This window comes from Aeromicrobium sp. PE09-221 (genome assembly GCF_002174305.1).
Lineage (GTDB): Bacteria > Actinomycetota > Actinomycetes > Propionibacteriales > Nocardioidaceae > Aeromicrobium.
On record NZ_MIJB01000027.1, the window covers coordinates 37,114 to 57,221 of the forward strand.

General features: G+C 68.2%; 21 protein-coding genes. 6 read left to right on the forward strand and 15 right to left on the reverse strand.

The genetic code is table 11. The annotated features are described in order from the left end of the window. Positions 1-25: 25 nt before the first annotated feature. The 3 genes from BHE97_RS14695 to BHE97_RS14705 all read right to left on the reverse strand — a co-directional run bounded on the left by BHE97_RS14695 (position 26) and on the right by BHE97_RS14705 (position 2,697). A complete protein-coding gene (locus BHE97_RS14695) occupies positions 26-817 on the reverse strand; it encodes a thioesterase family protein (RefSeq protein ID WP_170931442.1) in 792 nt (263 codons plus the stop codon). A 28-nt stretch (positions 818-845) separates the two neighbouring features. Next, the gene (gene codB, locus BHE97_RS14700; RefSeq protein WP_087624787.1) at positions 846-2,135 is read right to left on the reverse strand and encodes a cytosine permease; all 1,290 of its coding nucleotides are present in this window, start codon (positions 2,133-2,135) and stop codon (positions 846-848) included. A gap of 100 nt (positions 2,136-2,235) precedes the next feature. Further along, positions 2,236-2,697, reverse strand: coding sequence for a nucleoside deaminase (locus tag BHE97_RS14705; RefSeq protein WP_087624788.1), 462 nt, complete (start codon positions 2,695-2,697; stop codon positions 2,236-2,238). Positions 2,698-2,822: 125 nt separating this feature from the next. Here BHE97_RS14705 and BHE97_RS14710 point away from each other — a divergent pair, with 125 nt between their 5' ends. Continuing rightward, positions 2,823-4,361: a PucR family transcriptional regulator gene (locus tag BHE97_RS14710; RefSeq protein WP_087624789.1), complete on the forward strand. Its 1,539-nt coding sequence runs from the start codon at positions 2,823-2,825 to the stop codon at positions 4,359-4,361. Here BHE97_RS14710 and BHE97_RS14715 read toward each other — a convergent pair. Together BHE97_RS14715 and BHE97_RS14720 are read right to left on the reverse strand one after the other, a co-directional pair. Beyond that, entirely contained in the window at positions 4,336-4,836 is a 501-nt protein-coding gene (locus BHE97_RS14715; protein ID WP_087624790.1) for a dihydrofolate reductase, read from the reverse strand. The genes BHE97_RS14710 and BHE97_RS14715 overlap by 26 nt on opposite strands. Then, a complete protein-coding gene (locus BHE97_RS14720; RefSeq protein ID WP_087624791.1) occupies positions 4,833-5,627 on the reverse strand; it encodes a thymidylate synthase in 795 nt (264 codons plus the stop codon). Before BHE97_RS14720 ends, BHE97_RS14715 begins: the two co-directional genes overlap by 4 nt. A gap of 88 nt (positions 5,628-5,715) precedes the next feature. Here BHE97_RS14720 and BHE97_RS14725 point away from each other — a divergent pair, with 88 nt between their 5' ends. Genes BHE97_RS14725 through BHE97_RS14745 form a run of 5 tightly spaced genes read left to right on the forward strand, consistent with a single transcriptional unit; the run spans position 5,716 to position 8,272 of the window. Continuing rightward, complete coding sequence (locus BHE97_RS14725; RefSeq protein WP_060744931.1) at positions 5,716-6,210, forward strand: hypothetical protein; 495 nt, start codon at positions 5,716-5,718, stop codon at positions 6,208-6,210. A 36-nt stretch (positions 6,211-6,246) separates the two neighbouring features. Continuing rightward, entirely contained in the window at positions 6,247-6,738 is a 492-nt protein-coding gene (locus tag BHE97_RS14730; RefSeq protein WP_087624792.1) for a hypothetical protein, read from the forward strand. Positions 6,739-6,751: 13 nt separating this feature from the next. After that, positions 6,752-7,285, forward strand: a complete 534-nt coding sequence (locus tag BHE97_RS14735) for a GNAT family N-acetyltransferase (protein WP_087624793.1) — start codon at positions 6,752-6,754, stop codon at positions 7,283-7,285. Further along, positions 7,282-7,971: an AzlC family ABC transporter permease gene (locus BHE97_RS14740; protein WP_087624794.1), complete on the forward strand. Its 690-nt coding sequence runs from the start codon at positions 7,282-7,284 to the stop codon at positions 7,969-7,971. Before BHE97_RS14735 ends, BHE97_RS14740 begins: the two co-directional genes overlap by 4 nt. Continuing rightward, positions 7,964-8,272: an AzlD domain-containing protein gene (locus tag BHE97_RS14745; RefSeq protein WP_087624795.1), complete on the forward strand. Its 309-nt coding sequence runs from the start codon at positions 7,964-7,966 to the stop codon at positions 8,270-8,272. The genes BHE97_RS14740 and BHE97_RS14745 overlap by 8 nt, the downstream gene beginning before the upstream one ends. Before the next feature lie 117 nt (positions 8,273-8,389). On the opposite strand, the gene BHE97_RS14750 is transcribed toward BHE97_RS14745, so the two are convergent. From BHE97_RS14750 to BHE97_RS14795, 10 genes are all read right to left on the reverse strand, one after another. Then, positions 8,390-9,418, reverse strand: a complete 1,029-nt coding sequence (locus BHE97_RS14750; RefSeq protein WP_201791460.1) for an NADP-dependent oxidoreductase — start codon at positions 9,416-9,418, stop codon at positions 8,390-8,392. Between the two features lie 14 nt (positions 9,419-9,432). Continuing rightward, positions 9,433-10,182, reverse strand: a complete 750-nt coding sequence (gene dapB, locus BHE97_RS14755) for a 4-hydroxy-tetrahydrodipicolinate reductase (RefSeq protein WP_087624797.1) — start codon at positions 10,180-10,182, stop codon at positions 9,433-9,435. Between the two features lie 213 nt (positions 10,183-10,395). Then, positions 10,396-12,606, reverse strand: coding sequence for a polyribonucleotide nucleotidyltransferase (locus BHE97_RS14760; RefSeq protein WP_087624798.1), 2,211 nt, complete (start codon positions 12,604-12,606; stop codon positions 10,396-10,398). A 208-nt stretch (positions 12,607-12,814) separates the two neighbouring features. Further along, positions 12,815-13,105, reverse strand: a complete 291-nt coding sequence (rpsO, locus tag BHE97_RS14765) for a 30S ribosomal protein S15 (RefSeq protein WP_343286121.1) — start codon at positions 13,103-13,105, stop codon at positions 12,815-12,817. Positions 13,106-13,222: 117 nt separating this feature from the next. Next, entirely contained in the window at positions 13,223-14,158 is a 936-nt protein-coding gene (locus BHE97_RS14770) for a bifunctional riboflavin kinase/FAD synthetase (protein WP_236757713.1), read from the reverse strand. 53 nt (positions 14,159-14,211) lie between these two features. Further along, positions 14,212-15,453, reverse strand: coding sequence for a phosphatidylserine/phosphatidylglycerophosphate/cardiolipin synthase family protein (locus BHE97_RS14775; protein WP_201791461.1), 1,242 nt, complete (start codon positions 15,451-15,453; stop codon positions 14,212-14,214). Positions 15,454-15,522: 69 nt separating this feature from the next. After that, positions 15,523-16,386, reverse strand: a complete 864-nt coding sequence (gene truB, locus BHE97_RS14780; RefSeq protein WP_087624800.1) for a tRNA pseudouridine(55) synthase TruB — start codon at positions 16,384-16,386, stop codon at positions 15,523-15,525. A 17-nt stretch (positions 16,387-16,403) separates the two neighbouring features. Next, on the reverse strand, positions 16,404-16,826 hold the full coding sequence (gene rbfA, locus BHE97_RS14785) for a 30S ribosome-binding factor RbfA (protein ID WP_087624869.1): 423 nt from the start codon (positions 16,824-16,826) through the stop codon (positions 16,404-16,406). Between the two features lie 96 nt (positions 16,827-16,922). Next, entirely contained in the window at positions 16,923-19,688 is a 2,766-nt protein-coding gene (gene infB / locus BHE97_RS14790; RefSeq protein WP_087624801.1) for a translation initiation factor IF-2, read from the reverse strand. 137 nt (positions 19,689-19,825) lie between these two features. After that, complete coding sequence (locus BHE97_RS14795) at positions 19,826-20,101, reverse strand: YlxR family protein (protein ID WP_236757714.1); 276 nt, start codon at positions 20,099-20,101, stop codon at positions 19,826-19,828. Between the last annotated feature and the right edge of the window lie 7 nt (positions 20,102-20,108).

Sequence of the window (20,108 nt, forward strand, 5' to 3'; positions counted from 1 at the left end):
GGTCCGCCGTGGGCGCCGTGCAGGATCACCCGAGCAGGATCGCCAGTTGCCGCGATTGCGCGACGAGGTTGCCCTCGCTGTCCCACAGCTCGCAGTCCTCCTCGTGGTACCCGTCGCTCACGTGCCGCGTGAACAGTCGGGTCGCGATCCAGCCCGGTGCCGGGAGCCGGCGCAGATGCACCGTCAACTGCACCGTCATCGATCCACTCTCGCCGATCTCCATGACCGCCGGGGCGAACGAGTCACAGAGCAGCGCGAGGGCCGGGAAGTCGATCTCCCGCCCTCCACGCAGTCGTTGCCACAAGGTCACCGTCGGATCCCCCGAGGGCGCGTCGGTGGCCCACCCTGGTGCCGTCGGGAGCCGGTACTCGACCTGGCCGAAGATGCCGTCGGGAGGCATCCCCTCGGCGATCGGGTCCAGGCACGAGTCCGGCTCGGGCAGGATCGGCGCCTCGGCGAAGTCCTCGCGCCGGGCGCTCTCGTTCCGCGCGCCGAAATTCGCGATGAGGTGGGCCACCTCGGTCCCATCCTGGCCCAACCGTGCCGTGGCGGTCTGCACCCTGCGGCCTGCACGGATCACCTCGGTTTCCAGCTCCGCCTCCCCCACGGCCGGCGACCGCAGATAGCTGACGGCCGCGACGAGGGGCGCACCCGCCTCGGGCACCTCCTCGGCCAGCCCGCGGAGCATGGCGGCCAGCAGATAGCCGCCGTTGGGCTTACCCAAGGGCGTATTCCACCGGTCGGTCAGCGTCAAGCTCCGACGCCCGGCGCCGGTTGGTCGCGAGGAGGTGTCCTCGAGGAAGGTGTCGTCGTTCACGCCGTCATCATGCCCGATCGCCCTGACACTATGTCGTCGTGCTTCTCGTCCGCTCCGATGCGCGCAGCGCGGTGGTGAGGACGATGGCCGCGACGATGCCCACGAGCGGCGGGATCGCGATCTCCCAGTGATCCGAGGCCCAAGCCAGGGCGCTGGCGACGGCGTAGACGCCGAGATTCATGACGTCGAACCGTGGCAGCACCGCACCCTGAGGCATCTGCGAACGACGCCAGCGCGCCAGATAGTCGCCGATGATGACGCCGCCCAGTGGGGGAATGAAAATGCCCAACAGGACCAGGTACTGCACGAGGTGCTGATGCATCCCGGCGAGCGCGAGCACCGTGCCGATGATCGATCCGCCGATGATGAAGGGCACTTTGCGCGGGCGCTCGAACAACTCGGCGCCGGCCACACCGAAGGCATAGGCGGTGTCCGCATTCGACTTCCACAGATTGCCGAAGAGCAGGAACAGCCCCCAGCCGACGAGACCGAGCTGATAGAGCACCAGGACGAAGTCGCCCTCGCCGAAGGTGATCGCTCCGATCGCGCCGAAGAGGATCATCAGGCCGTTGCCGAACAAGAAGGCGATGAGGCACGCCCACATCGCCTGGGAGCCGCTGCGCGCGAAACGCGTCCAGTTCGGCGCCTGCGTGCCGGCCGAGACGAAGGTCCCGACCACGGTGGTGATGGCCACGGCGGCCGTCATCGAGGTGCTCGGCTCGATGCCGAGGAAGGCATCCCATCCGCCGACCTCGTCCAGTGAGCGGAAGACCACCCAGACCGCCAGGACGAGGATCAGCGGGGTCGCCACGAGCGAGACCCAGTACATGCCGCGGTAGCCGTAGCAGGCGGTAAGGCACATCAGGGCGCTGGAGGCGATCATCACGGCCGCCTTCGCCGCGAAGGACTCCCACCCCATCGCCTGTGCGGTGAGCTCGCCGACCGTGCCGATGATGACGCCATACCAGCCGATCTGGGTGCCGCCGAGGAGGACCGAGGCGAGCTTGGATCCTCGGGTGCCCAGGCTGTAACGCGCCATGACCACGGTGGTGAGACCCGTCCGGGCGCCGATCCAGCCCAGCAGCACCACATAGGTGCCGAGGATGATCGATCCCAGGGCGATCATCAGCAGCAGATCGCCGAAGCTGAAGGCGATGCCCAGCTCGGCGCCTGCCAGCATCGTCGGCGTGAACACCGTGAATCCCAGGAGCACGACCGCCAGCGAGAAGAAGGTCTTGCGCGCATGCGGAGGGACGGGTGTGACGGGGTAATCCGGATCGACGGCTCCTCCGTCGGCCGGTTCGGCGCTCTGACTCATCGCACGACCCCCGCGGTTTGTACCGAGGTGTGCTCCCTATTCGTCAACGGAGCCCTCCCTCGGTCGACGAGCTGGGAGCACATCTCGGTCCGGGGCGCGCTCATGCTTCCTCCCCGATGTCCTCGGCCCACAACTCCGGACGCTCCGCGAGCATCTTCTCCATCAGAGCCCGGCACGCGGGGTCGTCGGCGACGACGATCTCCTTGCCGAAGGAACGCAACCAGTCCTCGCTGGCCTGGAAGTTGCGGTTCTCGCCGATCACGATCCGAGGGATCTCGTACATGACCGCCGTGCCGGCGCACATATAACAGGGCGAGAGGGTCGTATAGAGGACGCTCTCGCGGTAGACGCGAGCAGGGAGGCGTCCGGCATTCTCGATGCAGTCGGTCTCCCCGTGACGGATCGCGCTGTTCATCTGGAAACGCCGGTTGCGGCCCACGGCGAGCACCTCGTCGCCGCGGACTAGCACCGATCCGATCGGGACTCCGCCTTCGTCCCAGCCGATCTGAGCTTGCTCGATCGCCAGATCGAGGAAACGGCGGTCGTCATCGGTCAGGGTCATGAAAACGCTCCTTTAACAAGACAATGAGATCTAGATCACTTCATCAGTGGACTCCCCGGTGGTCAAAGGACAATCTGTCACGTTGAGGTCCTAGGCTGTTGGACACCACGTCTCAGGAGGCCTTCATGCTCGCATCGCTCGCCGAGGTACTGCGGCTCCCCTCGTTCCGGGCCGCGGGCGCCACGGTGCTGACCGGGGACGCCGACTCCATCGACATCCGCTGGGTGCACTCCTCGGAGGTCTACGAGATGAGCGGCCTGCTCGCCGGGGGCGAGCTCCTGCTGACGACCGGGCTGGGGCTCCACGGTGCCGATACCGAGCAGCTGGACGAGTACGTGAGCTCCCTGGCCCGCGCGGGATGCGCGGCCCTCGCCCTCGAGCTCGGCCGGTCCTTCCTGGATCCGCCGGAGGCCATGGTCGACGCGGCTCGTCGCGCCGGGCTGGCCTTCCTGGTGTTCCCGCGGATCGTCCCCTTCGTGCGGATGGTCGAGGACTTCCACGAGCTCGCCGTCCGTGCCCGCATCGGTGCCGCGGACGAGGACGCCGGGTGGGCAGGGCTGCTCGACCTCGTCGTCGAAGGCGCGGGTCCCCAGGCCGTGCTCGACCAACTGGCCCGGATGGCTGGGTGTGCCGCGGAGTTGCTCGACCCCGATGGCCATGTCGTCGAGCAGAGCCGCATCAGCACCGTGCGCCTGCACGACGGAGCGGGCGCCAGCGCCCAACTCCGGAGTCGCCACCGGATCCTCGGGACCGTGCGACTGCTGTGCGGCACACCCGATGCCCGACTCGAGCGGCTCGCCGACCGCGCCGCCACGGCGCTCACCCTCGAGCTCGCCCGATATCGCGATGTCGGCTGGCGACCTACCCTGTCCCAAGCCCTCCTCAGCGATCTCAATGCCGGAGCGCTGCTGTCACACGATGAGATAGCCGGCCGCCTGGAAGGGGCCGGGCTGATCACGTCCGGACGGAACATCACAGCGATCGCCGTCGATCCCCACGCGGACCCCGGCGCCTGCCTCAGCCGAGTCGAGGCGGACTGGCCGGCACTCACGGGATCGCTCGCTGCGGGGACCCTCGGCCACCTCGTCGTGGTCCTGCTCAGCGTCGGCCCCAGCACCACGCCGCGCCGCCTGCGCGAGCTGCTCCGCGAGGGACACCAGGCCCTGGCGACCAGCGGCGTCGACGTCACCATCGGCGCGGCCATGCCCTGCGAGCGCCTGACCGATCTTCCATCGGCGCTCCACACGGCCCGCGATGTCGTGCGCTTGGCCGATGCCCGGGCGGGCGATACGCGAGTGCTGCTAGCGCGCGATGTCGGTGTGCAACGCCTCGTGGCCGGAGGGCTCAGCGCCGATCGCATCGACGCCCTCGTCGCAGAACAGCTCGGCCCGCTCCTCGCCTCAGACCGCCGGACTCAGGGATCGCTGGTGAGCACACTCGACGCGTACCTCGCGCTAGGACGGTCCAAGACACTCGCGGCGCAGCGCCTCGGCATCCGCCGTCAGTCCCTGTACGCCCGCCTGGAGAGGATCGAGACCTCGCTCGGCATCTCCCTGGAGGACGCCGAGTCCGTGCTGGGCCTGCATGTCGCCCTCGTGGCGTGGCGACTGCGCACCGGCATCGATCCCGCCGTCGGCGTCAGTCCCGGTGGCGCGCGTACGTGACGATCTCGTAGCCGTCGTACTGTTCACGCTGCACCGGCCGCCAGCGATCCTCGATCGGAGCGAACCAGGCATCGCCCTCGGGCGACTGGGCGACGTGGGTGACCACAAGACGATCGACGACATCGGCATCCCGCGCGGCCTCGTACACCTGCGCGCCGCCGATGATGAAGGCGTCGTCGTCGATATCGTGGGCAAGGCTCAGCGCCGCATCCAGGTCATGGACGACGCGGACCTCCTCGTGCCCGGGGTCCCAGGACTCGTCGCGGGTCAGCACGATCGACGTACGCCCCGGCAGTGGTCGTCCGATCGAGTCGTAGGTGGCCCGGCCCATGACGAGGGGATGACCCCAGGTCAACTCCTTGAACTGGACTTGATCGCCCGTCCGTGGCCACGGCATCCCACCGTCGCGGCCGATCACGCCGTTGGCGCCGATCGCCACCACCAGCGTGGTGCGAGGCAGCCGCTCGTCGTTCATACGGCGACGGGGGCCTTGATCGCCGGATGCGGATCGTAGCCCACCACCTCGACCGACTCGATCGCGAAGTCCTCGATCGAACGGACCGAGGGATCGAGCTGGAGCCGGGGCAGCGGACGCGGCTCGCGCGTGAGCTGCTCGCGCGCCTGGTCGAGGTGATTGAGGTACAGGTGGGCATCGCCGAGCGTGTGCACGAAGTCGCCGACCTCCAGGCCGGTGACCTGGGCGACCATATGCGTGAGCAAGGCGTAGGAGGCGATATTGAACGGCACGCCGAGGAAGACATCGCCCGAGCGCTGATAGAGCTGGCACGAGAGCTTGCCATCGGCCACATAGAACTGGAAGAAGGCATGGCACGGGGCCAAGGCCATCTGGTCCAGATCGGCGACATTCCAGGCGCTCACCAGGTGGCGCCGCGAGTCCGGGTCGCTCCGCAGGTTCTCGATCACGCGGGCGAGCTGGTCGATGTGCCGGCCGTCGGGGGCCGGCCATGAACGCCACTGATGCCCGTAGACGGGGCCGAGGTCGCCCTTCTCGTCGGCCCACTCGTCCCAGATCGAGATCCGGTTCTCATGGAGATAGCGCACATTCGTGTCACCGGAGATGAACCAGATCAGCTCCCCCACGACCGAGCGCAGATGCACCTTCTTGGTGGTGACGAGGGGAAAGCCCTCGGAGAGGTCGAACCGCAGCTGATGCCCGAACACGCTGAGCGTGCCGGTACCGGTGCGATCGGACTTCTCGGTGCCATCGTCGAGGATGCGCTGAACGAGATCGAGGTAGGCCCGCATGGCACTCAGCCTACCGCTCGGCGACGACGTTCCGACCGCCTCACGCGCGCGCCGTGGAATACTGAGCACCCACCGAGGAGAGGAACCCATGGACGAGCGCCACGCCCCGCAGGTCCGGCAACTGCGCGGCCTCGTCATCACCCAGCTGGTCACCACCAGCGTCTTATCCGCCATCCTCGCGCTCGCCCTCGGCGGCACGGCGGAGCCCTTCCCTCCCCTCTGGGCCCTCGGCGGACTCGCGGCCGTCCTGGTCGCCGCCGTCGTGAACGTCGAGAGGTCGTGGACGCGGATCCCGCCTCTCCCGGCCGGCCTCGACGCCGACACGGCGCTGGGAGCCTCGCTCGCGCACTACCAGCGTCACCTCGCGCGAGCCCTCTTCGTGCTGGAGATCCCGCTCCTGCTCGCGATCCTCTACGCCTTCGTCATGTCCTACGGCGGTTGGCCGGTGATCGTCCTCGCCATCGCGACGGTCGTGGTGATCGCCGTCGAGACCTGGCCGACGGTGCGCAACACCACACGGGTGGCCACCGCGCTGGAGGCCGACGGCACTCCGTCGGGACTGGTCGAGGCCTTCGACTCGTGATCCTCGGCCGGTCGGCCGTGTGACAGACTCGGAACCATGACCGAGCCCACGCCGTCGGGTCGCGACGCGCTACGCACCCTGCTGATGTCACTGCTGACCGCGCCGGTCTTCATCCTCATCGCGGTCTTCCTCATCGTCGGCGGTATCAGTGACCACGAACTCCCCCCGGTGCTGCTCACCGTGGGTCTACTGGCACTCGTCGCAGCAGCGGTCGGGCTCGCGCGCTTTCTGGGTGCCCAGCTGCCGGCCATCGCGATCGGGACCCCCCGTGACGAGGCCATGGCGCGGGCGCTCGGAGCCTTCCGCGCCAATGTGATGGTGCGGTACGCCGTCTTGGAGGCGCCCTTGTTGATCGGCGTCGTCGTGAGCTTCCTCGTCGATCACGGAGCCTGGCCGCTGCTCATCGCCGGTGTGCCGAGCATCGTGGCGATGTTCGCTCTGCTCTGGCCCTCCCAGGCATCCTTCGAGCGGGCGGAGCGCCGCCTCGACCGCGATGGCGGTAGATCCTACCTGCGCGAGGCGTCGTGAGCGGGACCCGCGGATGACGACTGCGGATGTCAGCGCGAGACTCGCCTGGCCCGATGACGTCGAGGCGATCGCTGCGCTCCAGGCCGAGTCCTGGCGCGAGAGCTTCACCGATGTGCTGGGTGACCAGCTCGACTCCCTGCGCCCGCACGACCTCGCCGAACGCTGGCGGCAGGTCATCGCCGCTCCCCGCGATGCGCGGCAGCGGGTCATCGTCGCGCTCGAGAGGGCGACGGTCCGCGGTTTCGCGCTCGTCCACCCCTGCCACGACGAGGATGCCGACCGGGTCGCCGATGGAGAGATCGGCGAGTTCGTGATCGACTCCGAGCACCGCGGGCAGGGCCATGGATCGCGGTTGCTGCAGGCCTGTGCCGACACCTTGCGCGCGGATCGGTTCACCCGGGCCGTCTGGTGGCTGGGCTCCACCGACGACACCACGCGGGCCTTCGCGACGGCCGCGGGGTGGGCCGCCGACGGCGCACACCGCGAGCTGGCGGCCGAGACCGGTGCGACCCTCCGACAGGTCAGGCTGCACACGGGGCTGGCGTGAGCACTGCTTCGTCCGACCGCGCGATCATCACCGACTCATTGGGCGTGGGTCTCGCCACGGGAGCCTATGGGGTCTCCTTCGGCGCGCTGGCGACCGCCGCCGGGATGAGCATATGGCAGGCCTGTGCGATGTCACTGCTGATGTTCACCGGTGCCTCGCAGTTCGCCTACGTCGGGGTCATCGCCTCCGGGGGCTCTCCGCTCGCGGGGGCCGTCACCTCGGTGCTGCTCGGCGGGCGCAATCTCTTCTACGGGTTGAGCCTCGCCCGGTTGCTGGACGTCCGGGGCTGGCGACGACCGCTCGCCGCGCAGCTCGTGATCGACGAGTCGACGGCCATGGCCGTCACCCGCCCGACGGCGCACCAGGCTCGGCTGGCGTTCTACTGGACGGGTGGCGCGGTCTTCGTGCTGTGGAACCTGTTCACCTTCCTGGGGGCGCTCGCCGGCACCGCGATCGGAGACCCGCGCGACTTCGGGCTGGACGCGGCCGTCGGAGCCGCCTTCCTTGCGCTGCTGTGGCCACGACTCGACTCGGCGATCACGCGGGGGGTCGCGATCCTCGCCGCCGCGATCGCCCTCGGGCTCGTGCCCCTCTCTCCCGCCGGCGTTCCGATCATCGTCGGTGGCGGCCTCGCGCTGCTGGCCGGACTGCTGCTCCAGAAACGGGCTGGGGCTCACGATGACTGAGCTGTGGATCGGGCTCCTGCTCACCGCAGCGGGCTGCTACGTGCTGAAGCTCGCCGGGCTGTCGCTTCCCGCCCGGGTCCTCGACCACCCGTGGACCGTGCGAGCCGCCGCTCTGATCCCGGTCGCGCTACTCGGTGCTCTGGTCGCGGTGCAGGTGGTCGGCGACGGCAGCGCCCTGACGATCGACGCTCGTATGCTGGCTCTGGTGGTGGCGGGAGTTCTGCTGTGGTGGCGGATGCCCTTCCTGGTGGTCGTCGGCGCGGCTGCCGCCAGCGCCGCCTTCCTCCGCCTCCTCACCTGACCTCCGGTCCACGCGCACCTCCCGGGCCGAGCCAGCACCTCCCGGGCCGAGATGTGGCCGCTTGTGGCCCCTTACTCAGTAGTAGAACGGGCCACAAGCGGCCAAAAGTGGGTCAGGTCAGGTGGGGTCGTCGCCGACGCGGACGAGGAGCTTGCCGAAGTTGCGACCGGCGAGGAGACCGCGGAAGGCCTCGGGGGCCTGGTCGAGGCCCTCGACGATGTCCTCGCGGTACCGCACGCGGCCATCGCCCACCCACGCGGTCATGTCGCGGACGAAGTCCTCATGGTGACTCTCGATGAACTCATCCTGGATGAAGCCGCGGATCGTGAGCCGGTCCACCAGGATCCGATGAAGGAAGTCGGGTGCCAGCCGGTCGGCATCTGCGAGACCGTCGACCGCGTTGTACCCCGAGATCACGCCACATACCGGCATGCGCGCGAAGGGATTGAATCGATCGATCACGGCATTGGTCACCCGACCGCCGACATTCTCGAAGTACACGTCGACGCCATCGGGCGTCGAGGCGGCCAGCTGGTCCACGAAGTCCGGAACGCGGTGGTCGACTGCGGCGTCGAAACCGAAGTCGTCGACCAGCGCCCGACACTTGTGCTCTCCCCCGGCGATGCCGACCGCACGAGCACCCTTGACCCGTGCGATCTGGCCGACGGCCGAGCCCACGGGTCCGGTCGCCGCCGCCACGACCACGGTCTCACCGGCCTGCGGACGTCCGATCGCCAGCAGTCCCGCGTACGCGGTGAATCCGGGCATGCCCAACACCCCGAGCGCCGTCGTGATCGGCACAGCGGACGGATCGAGCTTGCGGGTGTGTTTGCCCGGCACCACCGCATGCGTCTGCCACCCGGTGAACGCGAGGACGATATCGCCGACCGACCGGCGATCCGAAGCCGATTCGACCACCTCACACACCGTCTGCCCGAGCATGAGGTCGCCGATCTCCAACGGCTGCGCATAGGACTTCGCGTCGCTCATCCGGCCGCGCATATAGGGATCCAACGACAGGTAGATCGTGCGCAGCAACACCTGTCCGTCCTGCAACGGCGGGAGGTCGCGCGTGGTGAACTCGTAGTCGTCATCGACCGGCTCCCCCACCGGTCGGCGGGCGAGGCGGATCTGTCGCGTCTGCACGAAGTGCTCCTGAATCAGTCGGTGAGGCCGAGGACGGAGTCCAGGCCGACGGTGACGCCGGGATGGTCGGCCACCGTTCGTAGAGCGGCCACCACCCCCGGCATGAAGCTCTCCCGGCTCGACGAGTCGTGCCGGATGCTGAAGATCTCCCCTGGATCGCCGAAGAGCACCTCCTGGGACGCCGTGAAGCCCCGGGCTCGCACCGCGTGGACGGGGATGCCCGCCACCGTCGCGCCGCGGGCACCGTCAGGGTCGATCGTGGTCGCGTCCGGCAGTGCGGCCGAGCCAGCCTCGGCACGTGCCGCGGCGATCATCTCGGCGGTGCGGACCGCCGTCCCCGACGGGGCATCGACCTTGTCCGGGTGGTGCATCTCGATGACCTCGACGGACTCGAAGAAGGGCGCCGCGAGGGCCGCGAATCGCATCATCAGCACGGCACCGATCGAGAAATTGGGCACCACGAGGATGCCGACACCCGCGTGGTCGGCGGCCAGCTCGCGCAGCTGCGCGACTTTGTCATCGCCGAATCCGGACGTGCCGATCACGACGTGGACGCCGTGTTCCACACACCATCGCACCTGATCCATCGCGGCATCAGGGGTCGTGAACACCAGCGCGGCCTCGGCACCGGACTCCGCGAGCGTCTCGATCGAGTCGTCCTTGTCCACCGCGGCCACCAGATCGAGGTCGTCGGCTGCCTCGATCGCGTTGACCGATGTCGATCCCATGCGTCCTCGGGCACCCAGCACAGCCACTCGTGTCATGACTCGATCGTAGGAGCGGGCGGGGCAGGAACGTCGGGCGGGTAGGCGAATCGGTGTGAGCGGTAGAGCATCAACCTCATCGGCTCCGGGAAAGGTTGACGCGTACCTTCACAGTCCCGGAAGGGTTGATGGTCTACTGCCGCCTAGGAGACACCCGGGGACGCGACGACGCCCCGGCAGCGAGTGCCGGGGCGTCGTCGTGGGACGAGGAGATCAGGCCTCGGCCGGAGCCTCCGCCTCGGCCGACTTCTCGACGACCGGGATGAGCGAGAGCTTGCCTCGATCGCCGACCTCGGCGATCTCGACCTGGATCTTCTGGCCGACCGAAACGACGTCCTCGACATTGTTGACGCGCTGGCCGTCGTTCAGGTCGCGGAGCTTGCTGATGTGCAACAGTCCATCCTTGCCCGGCAGCAGTGAGATGAAGGCGCCGAAATCGACCGTCTTGACGACCGTGCCGAGGTAGCGCTCGCCGACCTCGGGCATCGTCGGATTGGCGATCGCGTTGATGGCGCTCTTGGCCGCATCCGCCGCGTCGCCGCCCTCGGCACCGATGTAGACGGTGCCGTCGTCGTCGATCGAGATCTTGGCGCCCGTGTCGTCCTGGATCTGGTTGATCATCTTGCCCTTGGGGCCGATGACCTCGCCGATCTTGTCGACCGGAACCTTGATCGTGATGATGCGCGGGGCGTGCGGACTCATCTCGTCGGGCTCGCTGATCGCCTCGGCCATGACATCGAGGATCGTCAGACGAGCATCGCGCGCCTGCGTCAGGGCACCGGCGAGCACGTCGGCGGGGATGCCGTCGAGCTTGGTGTCCAGCTGCAGCGCGGTGACGAACTCCCGCGTACCGGCGACCTTGAAGTCCATGTCGCCGAAGGCATCCTCGGCGCCCAGGATATCGGTGAGCGTGACGTACTGCGTCTGCCCATCGACCTCACCGGAGATGAGGCCCATCGCGATGCCCGCGACCGGGGCGCGCAGGGGCACACCGGCATTGAGCAGCCCCAGGGTCGATGCGCACACCGAGCCCATCGAGGTCGAGCCATTGGAGCTGAGGGCCTCGGAGACCTGGCGGATCGCGTACGGGAACTCCTCGCGCGTCGGCAGCACCGGGATCAGAGCACGGCCGGCCAGAGCGCCGTGACCGATCTCACGGCGCTTCGGCGAACCCACACGACCGGTCTCGCCGGTCGAGAACGGCGGGAAGTTGTAGTTGTGCATGTAACGACGCGTCGTCTCGGGGCTCAGCGTGTCGAGCTTCTGCTCGAGGTCGAGCATGTTGAGCGTGGTGACACCGAGGATCTGCGTCTCACCGCGCTGGAACAGGGCCGAGCCGTGCACGCGCGGGATGACGCCGACCTCCGCGCTCAGCTCGCGGATATCGGCCAGACCGCGGCCGTCGATGCGGACCTTGTCGCGGAGGACACGATCGCGCACGAGGGACTTGGTGAGCGAACGCAGCGCAGCACCGAGCTCCTTCTCACGGCCGTCGAAACGATCGGCGAGCCGCTCGACAACCTTGGCCTTGATCTCGGACTCGCGCTCCTCGCGCTCGGCCTTGCTGACGATCGTCAGCGCCTCGCGCATGTCATCACTGGCGATCTCGGCGACGGCCTCGTAGGCATCGTCCTCGTAGTCGAGGAAGACGGGGAAGTCCCGGACCTCCTTGGCAGCGGCATTGGCCAGCTCGGCCTGGGCCTCACAGAGCTGGCGGATGAACGGCTTGGCTGCCTCGATTCCGCCGGCGACGATCTCCTCGGTCGGCGCCTGGACGCCGCCCTGGACCAGATCCCAGGTGGCCTCGGTGGACTCCGCCTCGACCATCATGATCGCGACATCGTCTCCGGCGACCCGGCCGGCGATGACCATGTCGAAGACGGCGTTCTCGAGCTGGCTGTGGGACGGGAAGGCGACCCACTGGCCGTCGATGAGCGCGACACGGGTCGCGCCGATCGGGCCGTTGAACGGCAGACCGGAGATCTGCGTCGAGGCCGAGGCGGCATTGATCGCCAGCACGTCGTAGGGCGAGTCGGGGTTCAGAGCCATCACGGTGATGACGACCTGGACCTCGTTGCGCAGGCCCTTCTTGAAGGTGGGGCGCAGCGGCCGGTCGATGAGCCGACAGGTGAGGATGGCGTCCTCGCTGGGACGGCCCTCTCGGCGGAAGAATGAGCCGGGGATACGTCCCGCGGCGTACATGCGTTCCTCGACATCGACCGTGAGGGGGAAGAAGTCGAAATGATCCTTGGGATGCTTGCCCGCCGTGGTGGCGCTCAGCAGCATGGTGTCGTCGTCGAGATAGGCGGCGACCGAACCGGCAGCCTGACGAGCCAATAGGCCCGTCTCGAAGCGCACGGTGCGGGTACCGAAGGAGCCATTGTCGATGACGGTCTCGACTTCGTGGACAGTCTGATCGGACATGAGTGTCCTCTCCGCAGGCAAAGCCTGCTGTCAGGACGAGGCGGCCTGACAGGGCCATGTGGCCGATCGCCGGTCTTCGATCGAGGCCCTCGGAACCCAGGGGCTCCGCGGGCCACTACCGAGGACCGAGCGTGACGGGCCGACCTCGTCGGTGGTGTTCAGTTGTGCGAAAGCGGCCGTCCCACGAGGGGACGGCCGCTTCAGCGGGTCAGCGGCGCAGGCCGAGGCGCTCGATCAGCGAGCGGTAACGCTCGATGTCGTTGTTCTGCAGGTAGTTGAGCAGACGACGACGCTGGCCGACGAGCAGCAGCAGACCACGACGGCTGTGGTGATCGTGCTTGTGCTCCTTGAGATGCTCGGTGAGCTGCGCGATGCGCTTGCTGAGCAGCGCGATCTGAACCTCAGGAGAGCCGGTGTCGCCCTCGCTCAGCGCATACTGCTTGATGATCTCGTCTTTGGGCAGCTCTGCGACGGTGGGCGCAGCAGTCTTCTTCGACACTGTTCTCCTCTGGGGTTCACTCGTTGCACGGCGCGCCCGGGCCTGTTCACCGGGGCACTGGAATCCGTGGCCGTTCTGACGGCACCAGCCAGGATAGCAGCGAGTGACGACGGAACGTTAATCGAGAACTCGGCGTGCCGCCGCGACATCGGCTTCCATCTGGACCACGAGCGCATCGACGGAGTCGAAGGCCACCATAGGGCGCAGAGACTCCACGAGCTCCACGCGCACGGCCTCGCCGTAAAGATCGAGATCGTCACGATCGAGCACATAGGACTCCACGCGGCGCCCAGCGACCCCCTCGAAGGTCGGATTGGTGCCGATCGAGATCGCCGCGGGAAGCCGCTCTCTCCCAGCGCGCACCAGACGGCCGGCGTAAACGCCGTCGGGCGGCACGGCGTATGACTCGTCGACCGGGACATTCGCGGTCGGGAAACCCAGCTCGCGGCCACGGCGATCACCGGGAGTGACCGTGCCGCTGATCTCATGCGGGCGTCCGAGGACCGATGCCGCCGCCGCCAGGTCGCCCCCAGCGATCGCCCGGCGTGCGCGGGTGGACGAGAACACCTGCCCGTCACCCGCGAGGACCCAACCTTCGACCGCGAACCCCGCGGTTCGTCCTGCCTCGTGCAAGGTCTCGACGGTGCCCGCTGCACGCCGGCCGAAGCGGAAGTTCTCCCCTACGATCAGCTCCTGGCAGTGCGTCTGGTCGACGATGACGCGGTCGATGAACTCCTGCGGGCTCCATGCCGACATCTCAGCCGAGAAGGCCAGCACCCGCACCTCCTCAGCACCGTGTTCGTGCAGCAGCTCCACGCGCCGGTCGAGGGTGGTGAGTCGCGCGGGTGCCTTGTCGGGAGCCAGGACGGCGACGGGATGGGGATCGAAGGTAACGGCGACCGATGTGGCACCACGGGCCGCAGCTCTGCTCCGGACAGCGGCCAACACCTGCTGATGGCCCCGGTGGACACCGTCGAAGACGCCGATCGTCACCACGCTCGGTCCGCCGATCGGGTCGGTCGATGCCCCTTCGGTCGCTTTCCAGATCGCCACCAGGCCACTGTAGTCACGCACCTCCGGCACCACGGGCCCGGGCCGTACCGAGGTCAGAGCAGCGGCTTGAGGGGCTTGAGCACCCATTCATAGAGACGTCCGACCGCCGCCCGGTGGTGCCAGGCCTCGGCGGTGAGCCGCTCCGCCTTGGAGGCATCCTCGGCGAAGACCTCGCGCATCCCCCGGGCGAATCCCTCGTCGATGATCTCGATGTTGATCTCGTAGTTGCCGGTGAGGCTGAGCCGGTCGATATTCGCGGTGCCGATCGTGCTCCATTCACCGTCGATCGTGGCGGTCTTGGCATGGACCATGTGATCGGAGTAGCGCCAGATCTCCACGCCCGCGTCCAGCAGACGGTTGAAGTAACCCCGGGCCAGGAAGTCCGCGATGACATGGTTCGACACCTTCGGCAGCAGGATCCGCACCTGCACGCCACGCTGCGAGGCGTCGATGAGCGCGTCGAGGATATCGGCATCGGGGATGAAATAGGCGGTCGTCAGCTCGATGGTCTCCTGGGCCCGGTCGATCGCCTCCAGGTACATGCCCCGGATCGGGAAGATCAGCTGGCGCGGGATATTGCGGTGAGCCCGGATCGCCGGGTCCCAGGTCGGCCTGCTGACCTGTTCGATGCGTTCCTTCGGCCGGTGGATGTTCCAGAAGTCGATGAAAGCATTCTCCAGGTCCCACACCGCGGTGCCGCTGAGCGCCAGGTGCGTGTCACGCCACTCGTCCTCATAGAGCTGACCGACGTTGTAGCCGCCCACGAATCCGATGGCGTCGTCGACGACGAGGATCTTGCGGTGGTCACGTCCGTAGTTGCGCGGATTCCAGAAGCGCAGCCCGGCAACCAGCACGGGATAACGCATGACGCGCACCGACGGCTCGAACCGGAAGAAGCTCGGCTTGACGACGAGATTGGCGAAGCCGTCATAGACGACATAGACCTCGACCCCGCGGGCGGCGGCCTCGTTCAAGGCGCGCTTGAACCGACGGCCCATCGCGTCATCCTTGACGATGTAGGACTCGAACAGCACGCGCTGTCGGGCCTGATCGATGGCCGCGAGCATGTCCTCGTACAGCGGTGCCCCGCTGACGTAGACATTGGCCTCATTCGACTCGCCGATCCCGAAGGTCCGCGGCTCCACCCGGGGCAGCGGCCTCGTCCCCTTGCCGCGGATCATCTTGCGGACCTTGGTGGCGGTCATGAGTGATGCCACGGCAGCGACCTGGACCATCAGGAAGCCGACCACGAAACGGCGCAGTACCTGACGAGGAGAAGGGGTCGACCAGGTCATGTCGGCCACCCTATCTGTACTCAGACGTTCCGACCCGAGCGGCCCGAGCCTGACCCGGCCGACTCCGGATCAGACGAACACCGCCAGGGCCCGGGCCGACGCGCCACGCTGCTCGTACAGAGCCAGGAAGTTCCCGTCCGGCCCGAACAGGGCGGTCGGCCCCTCCCCGGCCAGCACGAGTCCTTCGAGCGCCCGGCCGTGACGGGCGAGCCGTGCCTGGTCCTCATCGAGTCTCCGCGCTTCGAAAGCGGCGCGGGCCGCATCGTCGAGACCGATGATGTCGAGCCGCTCCTCCAGCTGGTCCAGGGTGCGGGCCTGGTCGAGCCCGAAGCCGCCCACGCGGGTACGGCGCAGCATCATCAGATGCCCGCCCACTCCGAGCGACGCACCCAGGTCTCGCGCTAGGGCACGCACATAGGTGCCGCTGGAGCAGACGACGCGCACGTCGACATCCGTGGCGCGGTCGCCGGCCCTGACCTCGGTGACCTCGAAGACGGACACCGTCACTGGGCGGGCCGCGAGCTCGACATCCTCCCCCGCGCGTACCCGGGCGTAGGAGCGTCGGCCATCCACCTTGACCGCCGACACCTTCGAGGGCACCTGCTCGACCTCACCGGTGAGCGGGCGGATCGCCGCATCGATCTCCTCGCGGGTGAGTCCCGAAGCGTCCATGGACGCGATGACCTCGCCCTCGGCATCGTCGGTCACGGTCGACTCCCCCAGCCGGATCGTCGCCAGGTACTCCTTGTCGGCGAGCTGCAGATGGCCGAGCAGACGCGTGGCCCGTCCGATGCCGAGCACCAGGACGCCCGTGGCCATCGGATCGAGCGTCCCCGCATGTCCGACCTTGCGGGTCTGCGCGAGTCGCCGCATCCGGCCGACGACATCGTGCGAGGTCCAACCCGTGGGCTTGTCGACGATCACCAGGCCCATGGGTGCGGCGGGCTGCGTCACTCGTCCTCGCGGGTCTTGTACGGGTCGGCATCGCCGGCGTACTCGGCGCCGGCCGCCCGCGCGGCGACCTCTGCATCCGATTCCCTGGCGCGTGCCAGCAGCTCCTCGATCTCACGGGCTTGCTCCGGCACGGCATCGAGGAAGAACTCGATCGTCGGCGTATGGCGCAGTCCAAGCTGCTTGCCCACCTCCGATCGGATCAGACCGGTCGCGCTCGTCAGAGCCGCTGCGGTTCCGTCGCGCTCAGCCTCATCGCCCATGACGGTGTAGAACACGGAGGCGTGCTGACTATCGCCGGTCAGCCGGACATCGGTGATGGTGATGAACCCGATCCGCGGGTCTTTGATCCGTCGCTCGAGCAGCCCGGCGACGATCGTCTTGATCCGGTCGGCGATCTTCGCATTACGTGGACTGGGCATGGTGATCTCTCTCTTCACTGACCCCGTGAGTGTGACGTTTGGACGGCAGAATCAAAGGATTCACCGTCCAAACGTCACACTCAGCGAGTTGGGACCTCAGTCGCGGGGCTTCTCGCGGAGCTCGAAGCTCTCGACGATGTCGCCGATCTTGATGTCGCCGTAGTTGCGCAACACCAGACCGCACTCGAAGCCCTCGCGGACCTCGCTGACATCATCCTTCTCGCGCCGCAGGCTCGACAGGTCGAGGTTGTCGGCGACCACATTGCCATCACGCAGCAACCGCGCCTTCGCATTGCGACGGATCGTGCCGTCGACCACCATGCAGCCCGCGATATTGCCGATCTTGGACGAGCGGAAGATCTCGCGGATCTCCGCCTGACCGAGCTGGTGCTCCTCGTAGATCGGCTTGAGCATGCCCTTGAGCGCCGCCTCGATCTCCTCGATCGCCTGGTAGATGACCGAGTAGTACTTGATCTGGACGCCCTCGCGGTCCGCCATCTCCGTGGCCTTGCCCTGAGCCCGCACGTTGTAGCCGACGATGACGGCATTCGACGCGGTCGCCAGGTTGACATTGGCCTCGGTGATGGCACCGACCCCGCGGTCGATGACCCGCAGGTCGACCTCGTCGCCGACATCGATCTGGCTGAGCGAGTCCTCGAGCGCCTCGACCGAGCCGGAGCTGTCGCCCTTGAGGATGAGCAGCAGCTCGGTGGTCTCACCTTTCTCGACCTCGCGCATGAGGTCCTCGAGCGTACGGCGACCGCTGCGCTTGGCCAGCGCCGCATTGCGCTCACGGGCCTCGCGCTTCTCGGCGATCTGACGGGCGATCCGGTCGTCATCGACGACCATGAAGTTGTCGCCGGCACCGGGCACGGCCGTCAGGCCGAGCACGAGGGCGGGCCGCGACGGCGGCGCCTCCTCGATGCTGTCGCCGAACTCGTCGAGCAGCGCCCGCACACGGCCGAAGGCCGAACCGGCCACGATCGTGTCGCCGACGCGCAGCGTGCCGCGCTGGACGATGACGGTCGCCACGGGTCCGCGACCGCGGTCGAGGTGCGCCTCGATGGCCAGACCCTCGGCGTTCTGATCCGGATTGGCCCGCAGGTCCAAGGACGCATCGGCGGTCAGGACGATGGCCTCCAACAACTGCTCCAGGCCCGTGCCGGACTTGGCCGAGACGTCGACGAACATCGTGTCGCCGCCGTACTCCTCGGGCACGAGCCCGTACTCGGTGAGCTGTCCGCGCGCCTTGCTCGGATCGGCATCGGGCTTGTCGACCTTGTTGACCGCCACGACGATCGGCACACCGGCCGCCTGAGCGTGGTTGAGCGCCTCGACCGTCTGCGGCATGACGCCGTCATCGGCCGCGACCACCAGGACCGCGATATCAGTCGCCTGGGCACCACGGGCTCGCATGGCGGTGAACGCCTCGTGACCCGGGGTATCGATGAAGGTGATCGGACGCTCGACATCGTCGACCTCGGTGGTGACCTGGTAGGCACCGATCGACTGCGTGATGCCGCCGGCCTCCTTGGCCACGACATTGGCATTGCGCAGGGCGTCGAGCAGCTTGGTCTTGCCGTGGTCGACGTGACCCATGACCGTGACGACCGGCGGACGCGGTGCCATGTCGGCATCGTTGCCCTCGTCCTCGCCGAACTCCAGCGAGAAGGACTCGAGCAGCTCTCGGTCCTCGTCCTCGGGCGAGACGACCTCGACGTTGTAGTTCAGCTCCTCACCGAGGATCTGCAGCGTCTCGTCGTTGACCGACTGCGTGGCGGTGACCATCTCGCCGAGGTGGAACAGCACCTGCACGAGCGATGCAGCGTCGACACCGATCTTCTCGGCGAAGTCCGTCAGCGACGCACCGCGCGCAACGCGGACGGTCTCGCCGTTACCCTTGCGGACCCGCACACCGCCGATCGCGGGCGCCTGCATCTGATCGAATTCCTGGCGCTTGGCGCGCTTGCTCTTGCGTCCACGGCGCGGCGGACCGCCCGCGCGTCCGAAGGCGCCCTGCGTGCCACCGCGGCCACCGGGGCCACGACCGCGCGCGGGAGGTCCGGAGAAGCCGCCGCCACCGCCGGGACGGGGAGCGCCACCGCCACCACCGCCGGGACGATTCCCGGCACCGGGACGGCCTCCACCCGGTCGCCCGCCGGGGCGACCACCCTGACGCGCATCGGGGCCGCCGACCGCGGAACGCTTGGGCATCATCGCGGGATTGGGACGCGGCATGCCGCCCGGACGGGGCGCACCGGCACCGTCGCCCTGACCTTGACCGCGTCCGGCCGGCGGACGCGGCGGACGATCCTGTTGCATGCCCTGCTTGGACGAGAACGGGTTGTTACCGGGGCGAGCGCTGCCCGATCGCGGACCCGGACGCGGACCACCCGGCTTGGGGCCACCGGGACGGGGTCCCGGAGCCGGCGCGCTGGGCGCGGGAGCGTCAGCCTCCGGCGGCTTGGGCGCGGCAGGACCCGGCTTGGGAGCCGCGGGGCCGGGCTTGGGCGCGGCAGGACCCGGCTTCGGTGCCGCCGGACCCGGCTTGGGTGCGGCGGGTGCGCTGCTCTCGCTCGCGATGCTCTCCTGCTGAGGCGGTGCGCTCGGCACGGCCGACTCCGCGGGTGCGGGGGTGCTGGCGGGAGCGTCCTTCTTCGGCGCGGCCTTCTTGGCCCCGCCCTTCTTGGCGCCCATCTCGCGCAGCTTGTCGCCGTGCTCGTCGTTGAGACGACGCACGACCGGCGCCTCGACGGTCGACGAGGCGGACTTCACGTATTCGCCCATGTCCTTGAGGGTGGACAGGACGACCTTGCTGGGGACTCCGAACTCGCGGGCGAGCTCGTGGACTCTGACAGCCACTCTTCTCCTTCAGGGGGTCCAGCCCTGAAGGGGGCCGGACCTAGTCGACGTACAGGCTCATTGCGAGGTACTCATCGAGTGCTCATGAGCGTGTGCTCCGTTTTCGGTCGGGAGACGTCCGGTCGGACGCCTCGTGGTCAGGTGCTCCGGTCACCAGGATCCACGATCAGCGACCGCAGCGCATCGGTCTGCGGGCGGCCTTCACGACGAAGGGCCCGACCGAACGCGCGGCGACGGACCGCGAGCTCCAGGCACTCGGACGACGGATGCAGGTGCGCTCCCCGTCCGGGCAACGTGCCATCGGTGTCCGGGACGACCGCGAAACTACCATCGCTCGCGCCCGGCTGTGCGACGACACGCACCAGAGTGGACTTGTCCGCACGCTCACGACAACCGATACACGTGCGGATCACCGACGAC